The sequence below is a fragment of the Pantoea rwandensis genome (assembly GCF_000759475.1).
Classification (GTDB): domain Bacteria; phylum Pseudomonadota; class Gammaproteobacteria; order Enterobacterales; family Enterobacteriaceae; genus Pantoea; species Pantoea rwandensis_B.
Window position 1 is genome coordinate 2,600,861 of record NZ_CP009454.1, and the last position, 21,299, is coordinate 2,622,159.

Consider the following 21,299-nt stretch of genomic DNA (forward strand, 5'->3'; position numbering starts at 1 on the left):
CATTCGTCCTGATGCTATGGAGTAGGTTTTTTCAAAAGTGTGAAAAAGTATTTTTGATAAAATTCAAACGTCCTTTGATATTGCCACCATCACTTATCAGCAACTCGAAGATGATCATGCAGACACTGAATTTCCAAGTTAGGAACCTACCCGGCCCTGGTGTTTGAAACGTCCTCATTACGTATTGAAGTGCTTTGATACGTTCTGAAAGTATGATTGAAATCAAATTATTTTTTAAGTGGATAGGCTCAGAATGCCACTCACAGAAAACAAGATATGTTTTGTGCCAAGATTTTAAAAAGCCCAGTAGTGCCCAAGAGTATCAAGGTCTTGATTAGCCATGCGCGGAGAAATAAAAAAGCCCGGATGAATTTCCGGGCAGCAGAAGTTTTGCCTTAAATTGATGGCGTCCCGTTGGGGACGGGACCCGTTTAGTATGTAACTGAAAAATTGCTGATCTTAAAATTAAAAAAACACAGATTGCTTATATCTGCAGTCGCTGCGGAGTGTATCAGATAATCTTTTATAACCATTTCAGGCCTGCTGTGACGCATCGAGTCACCACTGCAGGCAAATACGCTTTTCCTGCATAACAAAAGCATTCATGCACTTAAGCATTGTAGTCTAGAGTTTTTATTAACTCTGTGGTTGTCCGACGGGGCCTTTACCTAATGGCCCACCGGGCACCGACTCATTACTTGGGGCATGTGGGCGGCCATCGTTACCCACCGCAGGGCTTTCATGCTGGCATCCCGCCAATGTAACCAAACTCGCTATAATGAACATCCCGCCTAATAAATTTTTCATAATTTCCTGCCCATGGTAAAGCAACGATATGTTGCTAATTAAGCGTAGGGTTTTTATTTAATCTGTCAAAGTTCAGGAGCTAAATTTATTTTTTGATTTGAAATTTGGGTAAGGCCATTTAAACCCGTTCCATACGGGCATAAATTCGCTTTTCAGAATAAGTACCGTTCAATATGATATCATTACTGTTGGTATTGCTCCATCGCCTTAACGAAAGAGCTTTTTAACCGCATGGCAGATAATTTGAGATAAGCAACGTATATGAGTGTTTGAGTTTCTGGTGAATGCTTATCAAGATATTCAATCACCAGTAATTCTCTGCTTCATCTCGCGCTGATGCTTGTGATAGTCCTCGCCACACTCTGCAGAACAAAAAGCGGTGTTAGCCACAATTGCCTCATAAGTACACCAGATGCAGTTACCATTTCGGCTTACCAGGCGCGGCTTACGGGCAGACAAAGAGGCCGCTAAATGCGCTTCTTCACGTTCCTGAGCCAGATCCACATCATCCATTAATTAAAATCCTTATCATCAATATGTTGTATTACTAAGCGCTTTTCGGCCTGAATCATCAGATGCCATTCACTGCGCAGACGTTCAGCTTAGTTCAATTGTTGAGAATAAGCGGTTTAACGCTTCAAATAATCTGAATTTGGTGATTTTTCATATAAACTCCCGACATTCAACATTCCTTCCCGGTTACGGATTTACCCACCGCCGAAAGGGGCTATTGAGGTCCTTTCCATACCGTATATCCATTATCAAATGCCCTACACGTCTAAATTCCTATAGCATTCAATCAGCTTACAAAGTCTCAAGCGGTACGGCTTGAACAGCATCACCAACTCATCAATGCTGTATGTAAATACAGTGGTAACGGGAGGGTTTCGACATGCCTCGCGACTACGAGATTATGATTGCTTTCAGGCAGGCGGTTAAACGCGATGCCGCTGGCCGTTATACCATCAGGACACTCGATTTTGTCGAAGAACTCAATAGTCTGAACTGGCGCTACTCGCTACGCGCCGCCAACAAATGGATCGAAATGCACACAACGACCTTCAGGGATATTTCCCTTCGGGAGGGGGAGGAGAGGGCTTTCCAGGTGTTCAATCCCAACGGATGAACCGGTTACAGGCTGAAACCCGCCAACATATCGGTGGTATTTTTGTTTACATAAAAAAAAGCATGAACCAGCCTTGAATCCGGTTCATGCAGAGTGCTGACTACTAAATTTTAGTTTTTATTTGCCCGCTCTGATGCGTCGAGTCACCAGGGCGTGGGTCCCTACCGGGTTTACAACAGAAAGATAACCATCAGAACCAGCACGGTGGTGACAGCCGGTATAATCAGGTGTCGCATGTTCAATCTCCTGTGTGTCATAACACGAGAATTTGAATCGATGAAAACCTGCCAACATCCACCACGAACCGCTAAATTGATAATGTCAGCCTGATGGAAACTCCTGAATTTTACTGCCTGCAGAGCGCAGGGCATGTATTTCAAAAAAACGTTCAGAAACTTTGACAAGCCTATCGTGAGCACGGTGATAGCCACAATATTCAGTATGACAACGGATCCTGGTGAAAAATCTATAAGTCACCTCAGCCAACCAGACGGTACACAGTCAAAATACGAAGCCATGCCGGTAGCATGTCGGTCATCACTGAAATCACCAAGGCTGCGTACTGATGATTCACCTACTGAGCACGCTCCATTTTTGTCCCAGCGTTCCCGCACAGGCATTTTGCTCACTAAGCGTAATGCACATTTCAGAGACTAAAAGCGTAGCCGAAGAACGAAGTCAGGGGTTTTACATGGAGTTGAAATAGACTGTAAGCCTCCATGCCGAAACGCCACTCCTGTGGGCTGCCCGTTATCAACCGCGTGGTGCAGGGGGGAGTAAGCTAAAAAAAGCCCGCACAAGGCGGGCCAAAAAGCAGTGGCTAAGGAATGTCTCTCTCGTATGAAACGCATCCTGTGTGCAGTGCTGCCAGTCAACGACTGGCCCTCATACCATAGTCCATTAATTTGCGGGTGGTAGGATGTGTTAACGAAAGCGATAAAATTCCAGTAATTTCTAATAAAGCATACTGATTAACAATCAAAAAACTTAAATTCAGAGAATTAACCGAAGCGGCCAGCGCTTATTGCTGATTATATCTTGTTTAAGACGGCCTAAATGTGCTCAAAAACTATCATTTTCGCGCTCATGATTTCCGCCCCAGCAGACAGAAACACTCCGTACACCTGAAATTAAATCCCCTTTACCCACAACACCATTGGAAAAAGTCTTCATGCCCGCCTTGATCGATTGTGCTGTGTACTATTACTGTTTATATGTACAGCTCTTATCAGGGCAATTTTTATGGAGTTTTTTAGACTAGCGGAAATCCGCGCCATTCTGAAGTTACCGCTTTTTATTGCCAGAGTCCCGTGTGGCTTTCCTTCGCCTGCTCAGGACTATGTCGAACAGCGGTTAGACCTTAATAATCTGCTGGTCAGCCATCCCAGTTCGACCTACTTCATCCGGGTCAGTGGTGATTCTATGATCGAGGGTGGTATTAACGATGGTGACATGCTAGTGGTAGACAGCTCTGTCAGCGCGGAGCATGGGATATCATCGTGGCAGCGATTGCCGGCGATTTCGCCGTGAAGCAACTGATGATCCGGCCATTCCTGCATCACAAACCCACGAATGCTGCACACGTCATTATCCCGATCCCCGATGCTGATTAGTTTGAGATCTCCGGTGTGGTCAGACACTCCATTAAGGCGATGGGCCGTTAATGTTTGCCTTGGTGGATGCGAACTCCTTCTACGCCAGTTGCGAGACAGTGTTCAGACCTGATCTGCGTGGTAAGCCGGTGGTGATGCTGTCGAATAACGATGGCTGCGTCATCGCGCGATCGGCAGAAGCGAAAGCTCTGCAACTGCCTATGGGGGCACCGTACTTCAAGCTCAAGGATGAGTTCAGACGTCATAAGGTCCATGTGTTTAGCTCGAATTATGCGCTGTATGCGGACATGAGCAACAGGGTGATGACGACGCTGGAAGACATGGCGCCGTCCGTCGAAATTTACTCGATCGACGAAGCATTTATGAACCTGACCGGGGACCGTAACTGCCGCGTACTGGAGGACTACAAACCACAGGCCAACAGTGATGCGCTGATGCGAGTTGTTGACGGCCTTAACCAGAGCGGGAAGGGGAAATTGGGGTTTGCAGGACAGGGAATGCAGAAAACATGGGCCATGAAGCGGGAAATGTTGTCCCCGGCGTACACAACCCGCTTTTCGGACCTGCCCGTTGCGAGGTGACGTTTTGACTAAATCCTCTGCAGCAGCTGCTACCCACAAGCTCAACATGTTATTTGTTTAAGTTTCAGGGGCGGACCTGCATCATTGATGAACGACTCCGGCCCGAGATGGGGATATGGTTTTGCTGGATATGTCACTGATGTATGAGTGGGGAAACCTATACACACATCCACACCGGGTAATAACGGATGAAGGATTGATTCTGGAAGAAAATTTACTGGAAGATATGGCTATCCTTGGCGTTGTAACGCATGAGGTCACGGCCATAAAAGGGCAAGATGGATCGCCAATCTGGTGCAGTAAATAAAAAGCCCGGGAGAATCCAGTCACCCGGGCGGCATCAATGTATGCCAAACATTTCCAATAAGAGTTGTGTCGTCTAAACAGGGAAGTAAAAGGCGACCTATTGAAAATAGACTGGAACTGATTAAACGCTAGCGAAGCGGCAATAAAGAGTGAGAAAAGTTGATGTTTTGACATTTGATGGTGGCTGGAAGAAGGTGATTCGGTTAGGGGGGCAGTGCAAAAAAGTCAAAAGAAAGACACTCAAAGCGCTAGATAAGATAATTCGGATAGAGAATCCTTTGACTTTAACTGAAGTAATCTTGTGCGAACATTAACAGCATGAAAATTGACTTTTCATTGAGGTTTACAGGCTTTGACGCAAAAAAACACAGAATGCCCTTGAGTTCAGCCTGTGCGGAGAGTGTCTGGTATTCATTTATCTTATTTTTTGTTCTGCCAAGATAAGACGTTTTACCACATCATGGGAATCCATTGTGCCTGGATCAGAAAAATTATTGCAAGCAAAAGCACCGTCGTTAACGCAGGAATCGTCAGGTATCTCATACGGACCTGTTTTCTCATTCAGGAGGAATTTTATTTACCGACAACTGTAGACCATGCAGGAAGAAAGATCGCACTACGGGTGAGTTCAATAGCGGGCAAATTTTGGGATAATGATTGTACTTTCGGATATCACGCATCTTACATTTTATTGCATGTAGTGATGCAATCATTCCCAGTTGAGTACAAAAAACACCCGTCAGGGGCAGGTGAACGTGTAGTGAATAGGGTTATTGTGCACCACTGTAATTGCCTGAAAGTAAAAAACACATAATACTTGCATCGGCTGACAGTCATTAAAAAAGCACAATTCAAGCCGGAAGAATCGCATTGAACCGGGCAGAAATGCATTCAAATGCTAAATCCTCATCAAGTGGTAAAGCGCGCTTGGTTTATGTACAGCGTCTCTGTTTTGATTCTATCTTTCAAAATGCTCCGTGAATGCTCGTTTTAGAATCATTGAAAGATTCAAAAACAGAAGTGTATGAGAATCTTCATTTAAAAGAAAAGCCCGGAGCTGGTGGCGAGCCGGGCCTGCACAAAGAGTGCGAATCATGATCAAACGGAGTTTTATCGATATCACAGGAAAGTGGTAGCGATAAACACAGTTTAGACCGAGATAATGGGATTGCATGCGAAGCGGGAAGATTGAGTCATGACTAAATAATTTTATTAAGATAATGCCTATTATGACACAGATAAATCTAAGCGATGTTAATGGCCTAACGCAATGAAATAATTAGCTTAACCGAGTGAAGCTTACCTCTTCCCCAAGATCAAAGTTAAACAATCAAAAATCCTGTAATCAAATTGCTATAGTCAGATTCGCAATCATTAAAAACCAGGTTTGCCATAATGTAATCTAAGCGTGAGGGATGGATGTTTATTGAAAGTAATATTGAACTTATTCGGTGTATGCTGGCGAAGTCATGCTTTGAACGACGGGATATTATGGATGCACACTCTAGCCATTTGAGATAGCGCATGTTCTTAATGGGTTCAGGCCCCTGCCCGGAATGAGCAGGAGCATGCGGGTAATTTTCAGGGTTCGTCTATGCGTGAAACTTTTAAATGCGCATTTTTACCTTTGCCAAACACCTTGCCACTGACGCGAATTTTATCTTCAGAATTGAAGGTTTTGCTTTTGAAGGTAGCTACTGGGGCGTCAATATTCACCGTGCCCGTGCTGTCACGAAACTGATAAATGTCGCCTTTCACTTTTTTAACGATGTAACCCTCAAGAGTGACATAACCGCCCTGGCGGAAATCTTTGATCAGTGTGACCGGTGTTTCCGAGGTGTCTTCGGATCCTTTGTAACCTGCATCTTCTTTGCTCTGAGGGGGTGGGGTTTTACCCGCTTCAAATCCGCCAGATTCAGCATAAGTGCCAAAACTGAGAGGTAACATTACTGCGATCCAGGCAACTTTATTCATTTTAATCTCCATTTATGAGGAATCGACTTTAAGCCTGGCACAACATGATAAAAGTGACGGATGCGCACGTAGTTTTAATGTTACATAAAGAGTAATGATTCAGCGATCGGGGGAGCTAACGATCCATCCTGGGAGTTAAACGGGGGCAGAATCAGGGGCAAAGATCTATTTCAGAGCACTAAATGGGGCATTGTCATTGGTGTTTAGTATAGAACGGCTTACTTACACGATATTTTAACCGACTTAGATATCATCAATATCCAATACTGCTAAGAACTTGCAGTAACTGTCTAATTTGTTCAGATTAAATAGTTATTTCATCATTACTTATTGATTTATGACATTATTTTCACGCTTGAGAATGAACGCAAGGGCCGTTGGCGGCTGAATGGAGCTTCAGCGGCAATAAACCCCTTTCACATGAGTGCGTATGGTACGGATTGCGCAGGCGAATGCCAGTCTGATGTGATCTCTTTTCACGGTTTCCTGCGATAAAACCGCACACGTTGCCAGAACAATCTGCCCATTTATTGATCTGGGTAAAGATTGTGCGCATCGCTGCCTGACAGGATGGATGAAGTGTTTTCTTTAGTTTCTAAAGGTGAGGAGAGGCAGATGCAAACGTACGACATGGTTTTTGAAGAAGCGTGCCGGCTAGTCGGGCAATGTTATCTCGAGCTGGCGCAGCGCGGATCAGCAACAGAAAAAGAGGTGGTAGCGACGGAATTGCGCAATCTGCAACTGCGCTATCGGGAACTCACCGGCTCGCCAAATCGCGCGGTTGAAATGGCGATCATTCAGCTTCAACCCTGTTGAAATATCAAGCCCGGCCAGCGCGCCGGGCTTAATTCATTTAGTCACTTTTCTCTGCTTTACCGGCCATTTCCGCCAGTCGCTGATAGCGTTGATTGGCGGCTTCGGTTGCTTCCTGCCATAGCTGCGCAGCGGCTTCCGGTTCACGGGTTTGCAACTGGCGGAAACGCTGCTCGTTCATCAACGCCTCTTCCAGCACCGAGGTAGGCGGGCGAGAGTCCAGCGCCAGTGCCGCTTTGCCTTGCTCGGCCCGACGCGGATCAAAACGATACAGCGGCCAGAATCCACTGGTGGTCAACAATCGCATCTGCTCATGGCTGTAGGCGAGATCGTAGCCGTGCTCTTCACACGGACTGTAGGCGATGATCAGCGATGGGCCGGGCCAGGCTTCAGCTTCCTGAATCGCTTTCACCGTCTGATTCAACTGCGCGCCCAGCGAGATTTGGGCCACATACACATGCCCATAAAGCATGGTGGCAACGCCTAAATCCTTACGTGCTTTGCGCTTGCCTTGCTCGCCAAACTTGGTCACTGCACCGAGCGGCGTGGCTTTGGAGGCTTGTCCGCCGGTATTGGAGTAGCACTGGGTATCGAGTACCAGAACATTGACGTTTTCGCTCAGGCTCATCACATGATCAAGACCGCCATAGCCGATGTCATAGGCCCATCCATCACCGCCAATCAGCCAGACCGATTTCTCAACCAGCGCATCGGCGATCACCTGCAATTCGCCAGCGTGCGCAGATGATGAGGCAGACAACAGCTGGCGCAGTTGCGCAATTTGCTCACGACGTAGCGATGTCAGCACATTCTCTTGTTTAAGTGCCGCCACTAAGTCATCAGGCAACAGCGGCGCGCACTGATCTAACAAACGGAGCGCACGCTGTTTTTGCTGATCGACACTCAAGCGGAAGCCGAGTCCGAACTCAGCGTTATCTTCAAACAGAGAATTTGCCCATGCTGGGCCGCGTCCTTCTGCGTTGGTGGTGTAAGGCGTGGAAGGGAGATTGCCGCCATAAATGGATGAGCAGCCGGTGGCATTGGCAATCAACAGGCGATCGCCATACAACTGCGTCAGCAATTTAATGTACGGCGTCTCCCCGCAGCCGGAGCAGGCACCTGAGTATTCGAACAGGGGGGTGATCAGCTGCGATGTTCGAATATCAATACGTTCCAGCTGTTCCGCAGTGATTTCCGGCAGCGCAAGAAATGCATCGTAATTCGCCTTTTCAGTTTCGACATGCTCGAGGCGGGACTGCATGTTGATGGCTTTAATTTCCGGATGCTGGCGATCGCTGGCTGGGCACACTTCCACGCAGAGATTACAGCCGGTGCAATCCTCAGGCGCCACCTGCAACACGTATTTCTGGCCGCGCATATCGCGCGATTTGACGTCCAGTGAAGCGAGGGAAGCCGGTGCGGAATCCAGTGCCTCAGGCGCGACGACTTTGGCACGAATCGCCGCGTGTGGGCAGGCTGCTACGCAGTGGTTACACTGCGTACAAAGGTCGGGTTGCCAGATGGGGATCGCTTCTGCAATGTTGCGTTTTTCCCACTGTGTGGTGCCGACGGGCCAGGTGCCGTCCGGCGGCAGTGCTGACACCGGGAGTTTATCGCCTAAGCCCGCCAGCATGGCAGCGGTGACGGTTTTGACAAAATCCGGTGCGCTATCGGATACCACCGGCGGACGGTGCGGGCTGTGCTGATCAACCGCCTGCAGCGGCACCGCTTCCAGCGCTTGCTGCGCCATTGCCAGGGCCTGCCAGTTACGTTGCACCAGCTCCTCGCCTTTACTGCTGTAGCTGCGTGCAGTGGCATTTTGCAGTTCCGTTAAGGCACTGTCGCCGGGCAGGATCTGCGTCAACTTGAAGAATGCCATTTGCATCACGGTATTGATGCGCGCGCCAAGCTGGCATTCACGCGCGATGCGCGCCGCGTTGATGACAAAGAAACGTGCCTGTTTATGATTGAGCTGGCTCTGTACTTCCTGCGGCAAGCGTGACCAGACTTCATCGGCGGCATAAGGCGTGTTCAGCAGAAAAATGCCGCCCGGTTTTAGCTGATCAAGCATCGAATACTTGTCGATAAATTGCAGTTGATGGCAGCCAATAAAATCCGCCTGCTGCACCAGATAGGCTGACTGGATGGGATGCTCACTGACGCGCAGATGGGAAACGGTCAGGCCGCCGGCTTTTTTCGAGTCATAGACGAAATAGCCTTGCACATGCCACGGCGTGGCGTTGCCGATGATCTTCAGATTGTTTTTGCTGGCGCTTACGCTGCCATCACTGCCGAGGCCGTAAAACAGCGCTTCCAGTCGTGCCTGGTTTGGCACAATGTTAGCTTCCATCGGCAGCGATAAGTGCGTGACATCATCATAAATACCCACGGTGAAACGCGCAGGCGGCTGTTCACGTTGCAGCGCACGGAACACGGCGAGCACAGCATCAGGAGCAAACTCTTTCGATGATAGACCGTAGCGTCCGCCAATCACCTTCGGCAGCGTCGGGCGTTCACCCCGGCTAAAGGCTTCAGCCAGCGCGGTCATCACATCCAGAAACAGCGGTTCACCCAGTGCGCCAGGCTCTTTGGTGCGATCCAGCACCGCCACGCGCTGAACGGAAGCGGGCAGCGCGTTGATCAAATGTGCCGCAGAGAAGGGGCGATAGAGGCGCACTTTTACCAATCCCACTTTTTCGCCGCGTTGTAACAGGACGTCAATCGCCTCTTCGGCGGTGCCGCAGCCCGATCCCATCATCACTATCACGCGCTCAGCCTGCGGATGGCCATAATACTCAAACGGCTGATAGCGGCGGCCTGTCTCAGCAGCAAACGCGTCCATAGCGGCTTCAACATGGTCGGTGCAGGCGTCATACCAGGGGTTGGTGGCTTCGCGCGACTGGAAATAGGTGTCAGGGTTGGCAGAGGTGCCGCGGATCGTTGGGTGATCCGGCGTCAGTGCGCGTGCACGATGCGCGGCAATCGCGGTTTTCGGCATTAATGCCTGCAGCGTTTCATCGCTGATCGGCACGATTTTGTTGATTTCATGTGAGGTGCGGAAGCCGTCGCAGAAGTGAATAAAGGGCACGCGGCTATTCAGTGAAGCCATCTGTGAAATCAGTGCGAAATCCTGGGCTTCCTGCACGCTGGAGGCACATAACTGCGCGCAACCGGTCTGGCGAACGGCCATCACATCGGAGTGATCGCCAAATATCGACAGCGCATGCGTGGCAACAGTGCGCGCTGCGACATGCAGAACAAACGGCGTTAACTGTCCGGCCAGTTTATACAGTGTTGGGATCATCAGCAGCAGGCCCTGTGATGACGTGAACGTGGTGGAAAGGGCGCCGGTTTGCAATGCACCGTGCACGGTGGCGATCGCACCGCCTTCTGATTGCATCTCCACCACGCGGGGGATATCACCCCAGATATTGCGGCGACCTTCGCCAGACCAACTGTCGGCCAGTTCAGCCATGGTGGAGCTGGGTGTGATGGGATAAATGGCGATCACTTCACTGGTGCGGAAAGCCACCGAAGCCACCGCACCGTTGCCGTCGACGGTAATCATAAATCGTCCTTTGCTACGCTGAGAAACCCGAAACTTTACGGGGGTAATGATTCAGTTTAGCAAAGGGGGTTAACAGGACTTTTTCATCTGTGTGGTGACGACAGGTGAAGGCACTGCCATCTAAAGTTGTCGGTTTTTACATCATTTCCAGTGACTGAACGCCTTTGATCTCCATCACTTTATCGTAAATAGAGTGAATTGCGGCATTGCGTGACAATGTCACCTCTACGCTGAGTTCACACAGGCCATTTTCTTCATCCCGATTCACCACGGCGATATGACCATAGCGAATATTTTCGCGTTGCAGCACCAGCAACACCAGCGGCACACTTTTGGGTTTGAGGTGCACCATCAAGGTATGATGGCGGCCGATTAACCAATGGCTGATGCGGCGGAAGGTCTCTAACACCACCAACGCTAACACCGTGCCATAGATACCAATTTCATACATGCCGCTACCAATCACCAGGCCAATCGCTGCGGTGACCCACAAGCCTGCGGCGGTGGTTAAACCCTTTACCACTTGTTTTTGAATGATGATGGTCCCGGCACCCAGGAAGCCCATCCCGCTCACGACCTGCGCCGCAATTCGGCTGGGATCGAGCGGCACGTGATCACTATCAAGCATGTCGGCGAAGCCATATTTCGATACCAGCATAAACATGGCGCTGCCGATACCCACCAAAATATGGGTGCGTAAACCGGCCTCTTTGGCGCGCATCTGACGTTCGAGACCAATCAGCCCACCCAAAACGCCGGCGAGCGCAATACGGATCAACATGTCCGTTAGCATGATTCCTCCTTACGCATTGAAAAATAAGATTGTTTCGGTGAAAAAAGGCTAATCAGGTCCAATCAGGATAATTCTGCTTGCAAAAGGCGATAAAAAAATTTGTAAAAAGCTGTGTCGCCTATCGATCCCTTAACGTACCTGACATATGCTGGTGGCTCTTTTACGCCCAACTCCCCGGAGCCCGACCGATGAATGCCGCTACCTTACTGCTGGCCGGTGCAGCACTGTTACTTTCTGCCTGCAGCAGCAACAGTGATGACGAACCACCGCAACAGGCTACCGCAGCACACGTTCAACCACATGTTGTGATGGCCTCCATGGCCGAAGTGAATTGCAGTAATGCCGGGGGAACACTGGCGTTTTCACGTCAGCTAGATGGATCGCGTATAGGCATGTGTCAGTTAGCCAACGGCCGTCGTTGTGACGAGCAGGCGCTGATGGGTGGACAGTGCGCCCGCTGAGGCAGGCGCAGCCTCTTTACGCTTTCACCTGATTCGGGCAGGTTTCGCCACGTTCAAGCTGACTTAAATTGCTGAGCGTGGTTTCGGAAATCGCGGTCAGGGCTTCGGCGGTCAGGAATGCCTGATGGCCGGTGAACAACACGTTATGGCAGGCTGACAGGCGACGGAACACATCGTCCTGAATCACATCATTCGATTTATCTTCAAAGAACAGATCGCGCTCATTTTCATACACGTCCATACCCAGCGAACCTATCTTTTGCTGCTTCAGCGCATCAATGGCTGCCTGTGAGTCGATCAGGCCACCACGACTGGTGTTGATGATCATCACGCCATCCTTCATCTGGTTAAAGGCTTGCGCGTTCAACAGATGATGATTTTCCGGCGTCATTGGGCAATGCAAGGTAATCACATCGGATTCGGCAAACAGCGTTTTGAGGTCGACATACTCGACACCCATTTCGAGTGCCGCAGCGTTTGGGTAAGGATCAAACGCCAGTAAACGCATGCCAAAGCCTTTCAGGATGCGCAAGGTTGCCACGCCGATTTTACCGGTGCCAACGACACCCGCCGTTTTGCCGTGCATATTAAAGCCGGTCAGCCCATCCAGTGAGAAGTTAGCATCACGTGTGCGTTGATAGGCGCGGTGAATGCGGCGATTCAGCGTCATCATTAATCCCACCGCATGTTCCGCCACGGCTTCCGGCGAGTAGGCCGGTACACGCACCACCTGCAGGCCCAGACTTTCGGCTGCGGCAAGATCGACATTATTAAACCCGGCACAGCGTAACGCGATCGTTTTCACGCCCAGTGCTGCCAGCTCCTCCAGCACCCCTTTACTGCCATCATCATTGACGAAAATGCACACGGCATCGCAGCCGGCGGCATTCTTGGCGGTGGTTTCGCTGAGCAGGAAGTCAAAAAATTGCAGCTCAAATCCAAAGCTGGCATTGACGTGTTCGAGGTATTTCTGGTCGTAATGTTTGGTACTGTAAACCGCAACTTTCATTATTTCGCTCCTGAAAAATGCAACGTCGGTATCCTCACAGAATAACGTTTTCTACATCATTTTGCTGATCTTCAGCCAGGCTATATAGGTAACACCTTCATTTGCCGGGCATAACATGACATCATCTCCGTTAGGATTGCGTAAAGAACAGGATAGTTAACTGCCATGTCGCGGGGCCTCCGTCGAACACTTGCTGCGCTACTGGCGCTGATACTGCTGCTGTTGGGATTATTGCTGACGCTGACGCAATGGTTGCCGCGTCTGGCGGGGATCTGGCTGCCGGAAAATACCCGCGTGGAGCTCAATGGCTCACCGCGCTGGCATCACGGCGGCGTGCATTTTCCGGCGGTACGCTATCTGGCCGGTGATTGCGAACTGGCGACAGTGAAAGATGTGGCGCTGGGTTGGCAAGATAAACGCTGGCAGCTCAGTGCACAGGCTGTGCAGCTTAATAGTGATTGCCTGCAAGCCCTGCCACAGAGCGAAGCCAGCGGTGCACCACGCAGTCTGGCCGAATGGCAACAGATGCTGCCGGGCGCCGATATCCATCTGGAGCAACTGAGTATTTTACCTTGGCAGCAATATGCCGGTCGTTTTGATCTCAGCCTCGATAAAACCGTCCAGCAGTTGCACTATCAGGGCGATAACCTCCAGGTTGATGCACGTTTGCAAGGGCAGCAACTGCAGATCGCACAACTCCAGCTCAGCCATCCTCTGCTGCCAAAACCGCTCGATTTGCACGGAGAGTTAACGCTGCCCACCTTTGCCAATGGGTTACCGATTGCGGGCGAACTCAGCGGCGACGTCAATCTGGCGCAGTGGCCGCAGCCACTGGCAGTGACGCTTAACTGGCAGCAGCAGCAGGGCACGCTGGTGATAAATCAACAGGGCGACGATCAGCCTTTGTTACAGTTACCCTGGCAGGTCGATGCACAGCAGATTCGTATCACCCAGGGACATTGGCGCTGGCCGCAAGCCGATCAGCCGCTGTCAGGCGGTCTGGCGCTCACGCTGGAGCACTGGCAGCAGGGGCTGGAAAACACTCAAGTCAGCGGACGGTTTAACCTGCTCACCGCGGGGCGCGGAGGTAAGGGAAACCTGGTGCTGAGTGTCGGGCCGGGAAAATTGAGCCTGACTGACAGCGCGTTACCGTTCCAGCTGACCGGCGAAAGTAAGTTTGCCGATCTGCAGTTATTCGGCAGTATGCCGGGAATGCTACACGGCATGCTGACTGACCCGCAAATCACGTTCAAACAAGGCGCACTGCTGCGCCTGCGTGGACGCTTGCTGTCGACGCTGGAAGTGGACGAAGCGCGCTGGCCGCTGGCGGGTGTCACGCTGGCTTCGCGCGGCATTAATGGCCGTCTGCAGGCCATTTTAAAGGCACACGATCCCAACTTTGGTCGCTTCACGCTGCATCTTGATGGCCGCGCCAGCGATTTCTGGCCAGACAGCGGACGCTGGAACTGGCGATACTGGGGCGATGGATTGATGCAGCCACTCAATGCCAAATGGGATGTGAAGGGCACGGGCAGCTGGCAGGATACGTTAATCAGCCTGGACACACTCAACACCGGTTTTGATCAACTGGCTTATGGCATGGTGCAGGTTGATAAACCGCGCCTGACCTTGACCGCACCGGTGCGCTGGCAGCGAGACGTTGCGCATCCGGCTTTCAACGGTGGTTTTACCCTGAAATCCGGTCAGACGCAGTTTAGCTATGGCGGCTGGTTGCCACCTTCAGAACTGCGCTTTGAGGCCAAAGGCAGCGATCCGAGTCGCTTTATCTGGCGTGGACAACTGACTGCTGAGGATATCGGCCCGGTGCGGGTTCACGGTCGCTGGGATGGTGAGCGTCTGCGTGGTGAAGCCTGGTGGCCCGCGCAGTCATTAGCCGTGTTCCAGCCGCTGCTCAGCAGCGATTTGAAGATGCGCATTCAGTCAGGTGAACTGCGGGCACAAATGGCGTTTTCTGCGGCCACCCAACAGGGCTTCGAAGCTGGTGGTTTCTGGGAAGTGAAACAAGGCAGCGTGTGGATGCCGGACAGCGAAATCAATGGCATCGACTTCACGCTGCCATTCCGCCTCAAGGATCACCAATGGCAGTTAGGGCGGCGTGGTCCGGTTTCACTGCGCATCGCCGAGGTCAAAAATCAGTTTGCCTTGCAGAACATTACCGCCGATCTGCAGGGTCACTATCCATGGCAGGAGCGCCAGCCGCTCACGCTGAGCAACGTCAATCTCGATCTGCTGGGCGGTCATGTCAGCATGCCAGAGCTGAGGATGCCGCAGCATGAGCCCGCGCGCGTTTCACTGCGCGAGATTGACCTCAGCAGGCTGATCACGGCAATCAAACCGAAGCAGTTTGCCATGTCGGGCAAAGTGAATGGCGAGCTGCCGCTGTGGGTGAATAATCCACAATGGTTGATTGAGAAAGGCTGGATTGCCAATAGCGGCCCGCTGACGTTCCGAATGGACAAAGATATGGCCGATGCCATCGTCAGCAATAATTTTGCTGCGGGAGCCGCCATGGACTGGCTGCGCTACATGGAGATTTCCCGTTCGTGGGCAACATTAGATCTCGATAATTTCGGCAATCTTACGATGCAGTCCGAAGTGAAAGGCACCAGTCAGTTTAGTAATCGCCGACAATCAATCAATCTCAACTATCGGCATCAGGAAAATCTGTTCCAGCTGTGGCGCAGCCTGCGCTTTGGCGATAATTTGCAATCCTGGGTGGAACAAAATGCCACCCTGCCATCGAAGAAGGATCCCCAACCATGAGCCTCAGGGCATTGCTGGTGTTGGCAGCTGGGCTGCCGCTGATCGGTTGCGTGCCGCGCATTGAAGTGGCGGCACCGAAAGAGCCGATCACCATCAATATGAACGTGAAGATCGAACATGAAATCCACATCAAGGTCGATAAAGATGTGGAAGCGTTGCTGAAAAACCAAAGCGGCCTGTTTTGAGGAGCGGCATGATGAAATCAAAAGCGATGGCATGGTTGCTGGCGCTGCTGCTGGTGCCTTCAGCCTGGGCACTGACGCTGGATGAAGCGCGGCAGCAGGGGCGCGTCGGTGAAACTCTCAGTGGCTATGTGGCGGCGCGTCAGCAAGACGATGAAACGCTGGCGCTGGTGAAACGGATTAACGATGGCCGTACGCAGCAATATCAGCGCGTCGCGCAGCAGAATAATCTCACTACCAGCGAAGTGGCACGTATCGCAGGAGAGAAACTGGTGAGTCGCGCGGGCAGCGGGGAATATGTGCGCGGCATCAACGGGCAGTGGATACGTAAGTAAAGCCAAAATGGGTAATAAACAGCCATAAAAAAGCCGGGCACTCAGGCCCGGCAAAGATGGCATCATACCCATTATTCTCGGGTATTCATCACGTTCATAAGATTACGCAGCAACAATTTGCTTGATGGCATCTTTAGCGTCGTTAGCCGCTTTGGTTGCCACCTCTGGACCATAAGCAATACCTTCCGCGAACACGAAGTTCACATCGGTGATGCCGATGAAGCCCAGGAACAATTTCACGTATGGGGTCAGCAGATCGGTTGGGGTATCTTTGTGGATACCACCACGGCTGGACAGGATCACGGCACGTTTACCGGTGACCAGACCTTCCGGGCCCGCTTCGGTGTAACGGAAGGTGACGCCAGCACGTGCGATCAGGTCGAAATAGTTTTTCAACTGAGTCGGGATGTTGAAGTTGTACATTGGCGCAGCGATAACCACAGTGTCATGCGCTTGCAGTTCTGCAATCAGCTCATCAGACAGCGCCAGAGCTTCCTGCTGACGTGGAGACAGCGGAGCATCGGAAGGACGCAGTGCGCCAACCAACTCGCCATCCAGAACCGGAATTGGCTGAGCAGCCAGATCGCGAACGGTCACTTCATTACCTTTAGCGCGCGCTTCTTCAGCGTAGAAGTCAGCCAGTTGGTTTGACTGAGAATAACCGGCCAGAATGCTTGATTTCAGAACTAAAACTTTGCTCATGGTATTTTCCTGTGCGTTACGCGGTTGGCTTACCGCTCAATGCGTTACACTCTACGGAGTTCCTCCGCGAGGTAAAAGCGCAATATTTCGAGACCTATGTTCGAAATTATTGAATAAGGTCGCACGTCCGGTCAGGTGAGGTTTTCCAGAGTGTGCTATCATGCCGGGCAATAATTGATTGAATCCGCCGGGAAATTTCAGCCGGTATAGAGCGCACTTTGCCAGGCTCGCCGCGACAACAGGTAACGCATCACTATGTCATCATCCCAAACGTCCCCTTTGGCGCCGCTCTGGTCGCGGCTCGATAATCTGACGCTGCGCGATCGCCAGCGTTTGCAACGTCGCCTGCATGGCGCAGCGAAGGTAAAAAATCCAGCCGCGCAGCAAGGTATTGCGACAGAATTAGAGTCTGAATTTGCTGCCGCTGAACAGCGCATTGCCCAGCGCACGGCGGCCACGCCACGCATCACTTTCCCGGAAAACCTGCCGGTCAGTCAAAAGCAGCAAGAAATTTCTGAGGCGATTCGCGATCATCAGGTGGTGATTGTGGCCGGGGAAACCGGTTCAGGGAAAACTACCCAACTGCCGAAGATTTGCCTGGCGCTCGGACGAGGTGTGAAAGGGTTGATTGGTCATACGCAGCCACGCCGACTGGCCGCGCGTACGGTCGCCAACCGTATTGCCGATGAGTTAGAAACCTCGCTCGGCGGCACTATCGGCTACAAAGTGCGCTTCAACGATCAAGTCAGCGACACCACCCAGGTGAAGCTGATGACCGACGGTATTCTGCTGGCGGAAATCCAGCAGGATCGTCAGTTGTTGCAATATGACACCATCATCATCGATGAAGCGCACGAACGCAGTCTGAACATCGATTTTCTGCTGGGGTATTTGCGTGAGCTGCTGCCGCGCCGTCCCGATTTGAAAGTGATCATCACCTCGGCGACCATCGACCCGCAACGTTTCTCGCGCCACTTCAATAATGCGCCGGTGATTGAAGTCTCAGGCCGAACCTATCCAGTCGAAGTGCGCTACCGCCCAATGGTAGAAGACGCTGACGATACCGACCGCGATCAGCTGCAGGCGATTTTTGACGCCGTAGATGAGTTAGGTCAGGAAAGCCGCGGTGATATTCTGATCTTTATGAGTGGCGAGCGTGAAATTCGCGATACCGCCGATGCGCTGATGAAGCGCGATATCCCGCATACCGAAATCCTACCGCTGTATGCGCGTCTGTCGAATGCCGAGCAGAACCGTGTATTCCAGTCGCACAGCGGTCGCCGTATCGTGCTGGCCACTAACGTGGCGGAAACGTCACTGACGGTGCCGGGGATTAAGTACGTTATCGATCCCGGTACGGCGCGCATTAGCCGCTACAGCTATCGTACTAAGGTGCAGCGTCTACCGATCGAGCCAATTTCTCAGGCTTCCGCCAATCAACGTAAAGGACGTTGCGGACGTGTGTCGGAAGGGATCTGTATTCGTCTCTATTCTGAAGACGATTTCCTCAGTCGCCCGGCGTTTACCGATCCGGAAATTCTGCGTACTAATCTGGCGTCGGTTATCCTGCAAATGACCGCGCTTGGCCTGGGTGATATCGGCGCGTTCCCGTTTGTTGAAGCGCCCGATAAGCGCAATATTCAGGATGGCGTGCGACTGCTGGAAGAGTTAGGTGCCATCACGCTGAGTGAAGATGAAACCTATAAGTTGACGACGTCTGGCCGCCAGTTGGCGCAATTGCCGGTAGATCCGCGTCTGGCACGCATGGTGCTGGAAGCACAAAAGTTCGGTTGCGTGCGTGAAGCGATGATCATTACTGCGGCCTTATCGATTCAGGATCCGCGCGAGCGCCCGAGTGATAAACAGCAGGCATCCGATGAAAAACACCGGCGCTTTGCTGACAAAGAGTCGGATTTCCTCTCATTTGTGAATCTGTGGAATTACCTGCAGGAGCAGCAAAAAGCCCTGTCGGGCAATCACTTCCGTCGCCAGTGTAAAACCGATTTCCTCAATTATCTGCGGGTGCGTGAATGGCAGGATATTTACACGCAGTTGCGTCAGGTGGTACGCGAACAAGGCATGCCAGTTAACAGCGAACCCGCGCCATATCGTGAAGTGCACTGCGCCTTACTGACCGGATTGCTGTCGCACATTGGTCAGAAAGACAATGAGAAGCAGGAATTCACCGGTGCGCGTAACGCCCGCTTCTCCATCTTCCCTGGCTCCGGCCTGTTTAAGAAGCCGCCGAAGTGGACGATGGTCGCGGAACTGGTGGAGACCAGCCGCTTGTGGGGCCGTGTGGCCGCACGTATTGATCCCGAATGGATTGAACCACTGGCCCAGCATCTGATTAAACGTAGCTACAGCGAACCGCACTGGGAGAAAGCCCAGGGAGCGGTGATGGCCACAGAGAAAGTCACGCTTTACGGGCTGGCAATCGTGCAGGCGCGTAAGGTCAACTACAGTCGCATCGATGCGCCACTCAGTCGTGAGCTGTTTATCCGCCACGCGCTGGTGGAAGGCGACTGGCAAACGCGCCATGCGTTCTTGCGTAACAACCTAAAATTACGCAGTGAAGTGGAAGATCTGGAACACAAATCACGTCGGCGTGACATTCTGGTGGATGATGAAACGCTGTTTGCTTTCTACGACCGTCGCATTGGCGCTGATGTGGTCTCCGTACGCCACTTTGATAGCTGGTGGAAACAGGCGAGCAGAGAAAATCCTGACCTGCTGAGTTTTGATAAGCAGATGCTGATCAAAGATGGCGCGGATAAAGTCAGCCAGCTCGATTACCCGAACTTCTGGCATCAGGGTAATCTGAAGCTGAAACTGAGCTATCAGTTTGAACCCGGCGCGGATGCCGATGGCGTTACCGTTCACATTCCGTTGCCGTTGCTGAATCAGGTTGAAGAGGGCGGTTTTGAGTGGCAGATCCCCGGTGTGCGCCGTGAGTTGGTGATTGCACTGATTAAATCGTTGCCAAAACCGACGCGCCGTAATCTGGTGCCCGCACCAAACTACGCAGAAGCTTTCCTCGGTCGTGTGAAAGCGATGGAGTTACCGCTGCTCGATGCGCTGGAGCGCGAGTTCCGCCGCATGACCGGGGTGACCATTGATCGGGAAGCCTGGCAGTGGGATCAGGTGCCCGATCACCTGAAAATGACCTTCCGCATTGTGGATGAACACAATCGCAAGCTGCAGGAAGGCAAAGATCTGCATCAGCTTAAACAGGTGTTGAAAGGGAAAGTGCAGGAAACGCTGTCGAAAGTCGCGGACGATGGGCTGGAGCAGAGCGGACTGCACATCTGGAGCTTTGGTGATTTGCCGCAAAGTTACGAGCAGAAACGCGGCAGCTATCAGGTTAAAGCCTGGCCCGCACTGGTCGACGAGAAAGACAGTGTTGCCATTCGCCTGTTCGACAACGAGCTTGAGCAGCAAAAGATGATGTGGCGAGGTCAGCGTCGCTTGTTGTTACTGAACATCCCGTCGCCAATCAAGTATCTGCACGAGAAACTGCCCAACAAAGCTAAACTCGGCTTGTACTTCAATCCTTACGGCAAAGTGCTGGATCTGATTGATGATTGCATCGCTTGTGGTGTCGACAAACTGATGGCGGAAGCGGGCGGTCCGGCATGGCAACAGGAGAACTTCGAGCAGCTGCGCGATAAAGTGCGTGCTGAATTGAACGAAACCGTGGTCACTATCGCCAAACAGGTCGAGCAGATTCTGACCAGCGTGTTCAATATCAACAAATTCCTGAAAGGTCGTGTCGACATGACGCTGGCGCTGGCACTGTCTGATATTAAAGCGCAAATGAGCGGACTGGTTTACCGCGGCTTTGTCACCGGTAATGGCTATCAGCACCTGGGCGATACGTTGCGCTATTTACAGGGCATCGAGCGCCGCCTTGAAAAACTGCCGTCAGATCCCTACAGCGACCGTGCGCGCATGTTGAAAGTGCAAGCCACAGAGCAGGCTTGGCAGACATGGCGCAATAAACTGCCCCCGCAGCGTCAGGATGATGCTGAAGTTCAGGCGATTCGCTGGATGCTTGAGGAGTTGCGGATTAGCTATTTTGCTCAGCAGTTGGGCACACCTTATCCCATCTCTGATAAGCGCATTCTGCAGGCGATGGAGCAAATTAGCTGAGTCAACAAAAGCACAGAGGCGCTATTTCTGCGCCTCTGTGAGTGAAATATCGCTGACTGCGCATGAAACACCCTCGCGCAAAGAAGGTGAGCG

Annotated in this window: 14 protein-coding genes and 1 pseudogene; 9 read left to right on the forward strand and 6 right to left on the reverse strand. The window is 51.7% G+C overall.

What is annotated here, in order from left to right:
- Positions 1–1,107: 1,107 nt before the first annotated feature.
- A complete protein-coding gene (locus LH22_RS11925; RefSeq protein WP_038646805.1) occupies positions 1,108–1,320 on the reverse strand; it encodes a DUF2116 family Zn-ribbon domain-containing protein in 213 nt (70 codons plus the stop codon).
- Between the two features lie 379 nt (positions 1,321–1,699).
- Between LH22_RS11925 and LH22_RS11930 the strand changes: the two genes are divergently transcribed.
- The 3 genes and pseudogenes from LH22_RS11930 (at position 1,700) to LH22_RS11945 (ending at position 4,127) form a co-directional block, all read left to right on the forward strand.
- A complete protein-coding gene (locus LH22_RS11930) occupies positions 1,700–1,933 on the forward strand; it encodes a hypothetical protein (RefSeq protein ID WP_038646807.1) in 234 nt (77 codons plus the stop codon).
- A gap of 1,242 nt (positions 1,934–3,175) precedes the next feature.
- Positions 3,176–3,546 (forward strand): annotated as a pseudogene (umuD, locus tag LH22_RS11940) (translesion error-prone DNA polymerase V autoproteolytic subunit).
- A gap of 50 nt (positions 3,547–3,596) precedes the next feature.
- Entirely contained in the window at positions 3,597–4,127 is a 531-nt protein-coding gene (locus LH22_RS11945; RefSeq protein ID WP_052059407.1) for a DUF4113 domain-containing protein, read from the forward strand.
- A gap of 1,887 nt (positions 4,128–6,014) precedes the next feature.
- On the opposite strand, the gene LH22_RS11955 is transcribed toward LH22_RS11945, so the two are convergent.
- Positions 6,015–6,407, reverse strand: coding sequence for a YgiW/YdeI family stress tolerance OB fold protein (locus tag LH22_RS11955; protein WP_038646813.1), 393 nt, complete (start codon positions 6,405–6,407; stop codon positions 6,015–6,017).
- Positions 6,408–6,986: 579 nt separating this feature from the next.
- Between LH22_RS11955 and LH22_RS11960 the strand changes: the two genes are divergently transcribed.
- On the forward strand, positions 6,987–7,223 hold the full coding sequence (locus LH22_RS11960) for a DUF2767 domain-containing protein (protein ID WP_240474657.1): 237 nt from the start codon (positions 6,987–6,989) through the stop codon (positions 7,221–7,223).
- A 37-nt stretch (positions 7,224–7,260) separates the two neighbouring features.
- Here the strand turns inward: LH22_RS11960 and nifJ are convergent, their stop codons facing one another.
- Entirely contained in the window at positions 7,261–10,788 is a 3,528-nt protein-coding gene (gene nifJ / locus LH22_RS11965) for a pyruvate:ferredoxin (flavodoxin) oxidoreductase (RefSeq protein WP_038646816.1), read from the reverse strand.
- Between the two features lie 136 nt (positions 10,789–10,924).
- Complete coding sequence (locus LH22_RS11970; RefSeq protein ID WP_038646818.1) at positions 10,925–11,581, reverse strand: MgtC/SapB family protein; 657 nt, start codon at positions 11,579–11,581, stop codon at positions 10,925–10,927.
- A 188-nt stretch (positions 11,582–11,769) separates the two neighbouring features.
- On the opposite strand from LH22_RS11970, the gene LH22_RS11975 reads away from it, so the two are divergent.
- Positions 11,770–12,042: a putative hemolysin gene (locus tag LH22_RS11975; RefSeq protein ID WP_038646820.1), complete on the forward strand. Its 273-nt coding sequence runs from the start codon at positions 11,770–11,772 to the stop codon at positions 12,040–12,042.
- Between the two features lie 16 nt (positions 12,043–12,058).
- Here LH22_RS11975 and LH22_RS11980 read toward each other — a convergent pair whose 3' ends face one another.
- Positions 12,059–13,051, reverse strand: coding sequence for a 2-hydroxyacid dehydrogenase (locus LH22_RS11980; RefSeq protein WP_038646822.1), 993 nt, complete (start codon positions 13,049–13,051; stop codon positions 12,059–12,061).
- Between the two features lie 165 nt (positions 13,052–13,216).
- On the opposite strand from LH22_RS11980, the gene LH22_RS11985 reads away from it, so the two are divergent.
- From LH22_RS11985 to LH22_RS11995, 3 genes are read left to right on the forward strand one after another with little or no spacing between them, the layout of a single operon-like run.
- Positions 13,217–15,835: a YdbH family protein gene (locus LH22_RS11985; protein WP_038646824.1), complete on the forward strand. Its 2,619-nt coding sequence runs from the start codon at positions 13,217–13,219 to the stop codon at positions 15,833–15,835.
- Positions 15,832–16,020: a YnbE family lipoprotein gene (locus tag LH22_RS11990; RefSeq protein WP_013509194.1), complete on the forward strand. Its 189-nt coding sequence runs from the start codon at positions 15,832–15,834 to the stop codon at positions 16,018–16,020. The genes LH22_RS11985 and LH22_RS11990 overlap by 4 nt, the downstream gene beginning before the upstream one ends.
- A gap of 11 nt (positions 16,021–16,031) precedes the next feature.
- Positions 16,032–16,352, forward strand: a complete 321-nt coding sequence (locus LH22_RS11995; protein WP_038646825.1) for a YdbL family protein — start codon at positions 16,032–16,034, stop codon at positions 16,350–16,352.
- A gap of 102 nt (positions 16,353–16,454) precedes the next feature.
- Here the strand turns inward: LH22_RS11995 and azoR are convergent, their stop codons facing one another.
- On the reverse strand, positions 16,455–17,054 hold the full coding sequence (gene azoR / locus LH22_RS12000; protein WP_034821315.1) for an FMN-dependent NADH-azoreductase: 600 nt from the start codon (positions 17,052–17,054) through the stop codon (positions 16,455–16,457).
- Positions 17,055–17,309: 255 nt separating this feature from the next.
- Here azoR and hrpA point away from each other — a divergent pair, with 255 nt between their 5' ends.
- A complete protein-coding gene (gene hrpA, locus LH22_RS12005; protein ID WP_038646828.1) occupies positions 17,310–21,206 on the forward strand; it encodes an ATP-dependent RNA helicase HrpA in 3,897 nt (1,298 codons plus the stop codon).
- Positions 21,207–21,299: the final 93 nt, after the last annotated feature.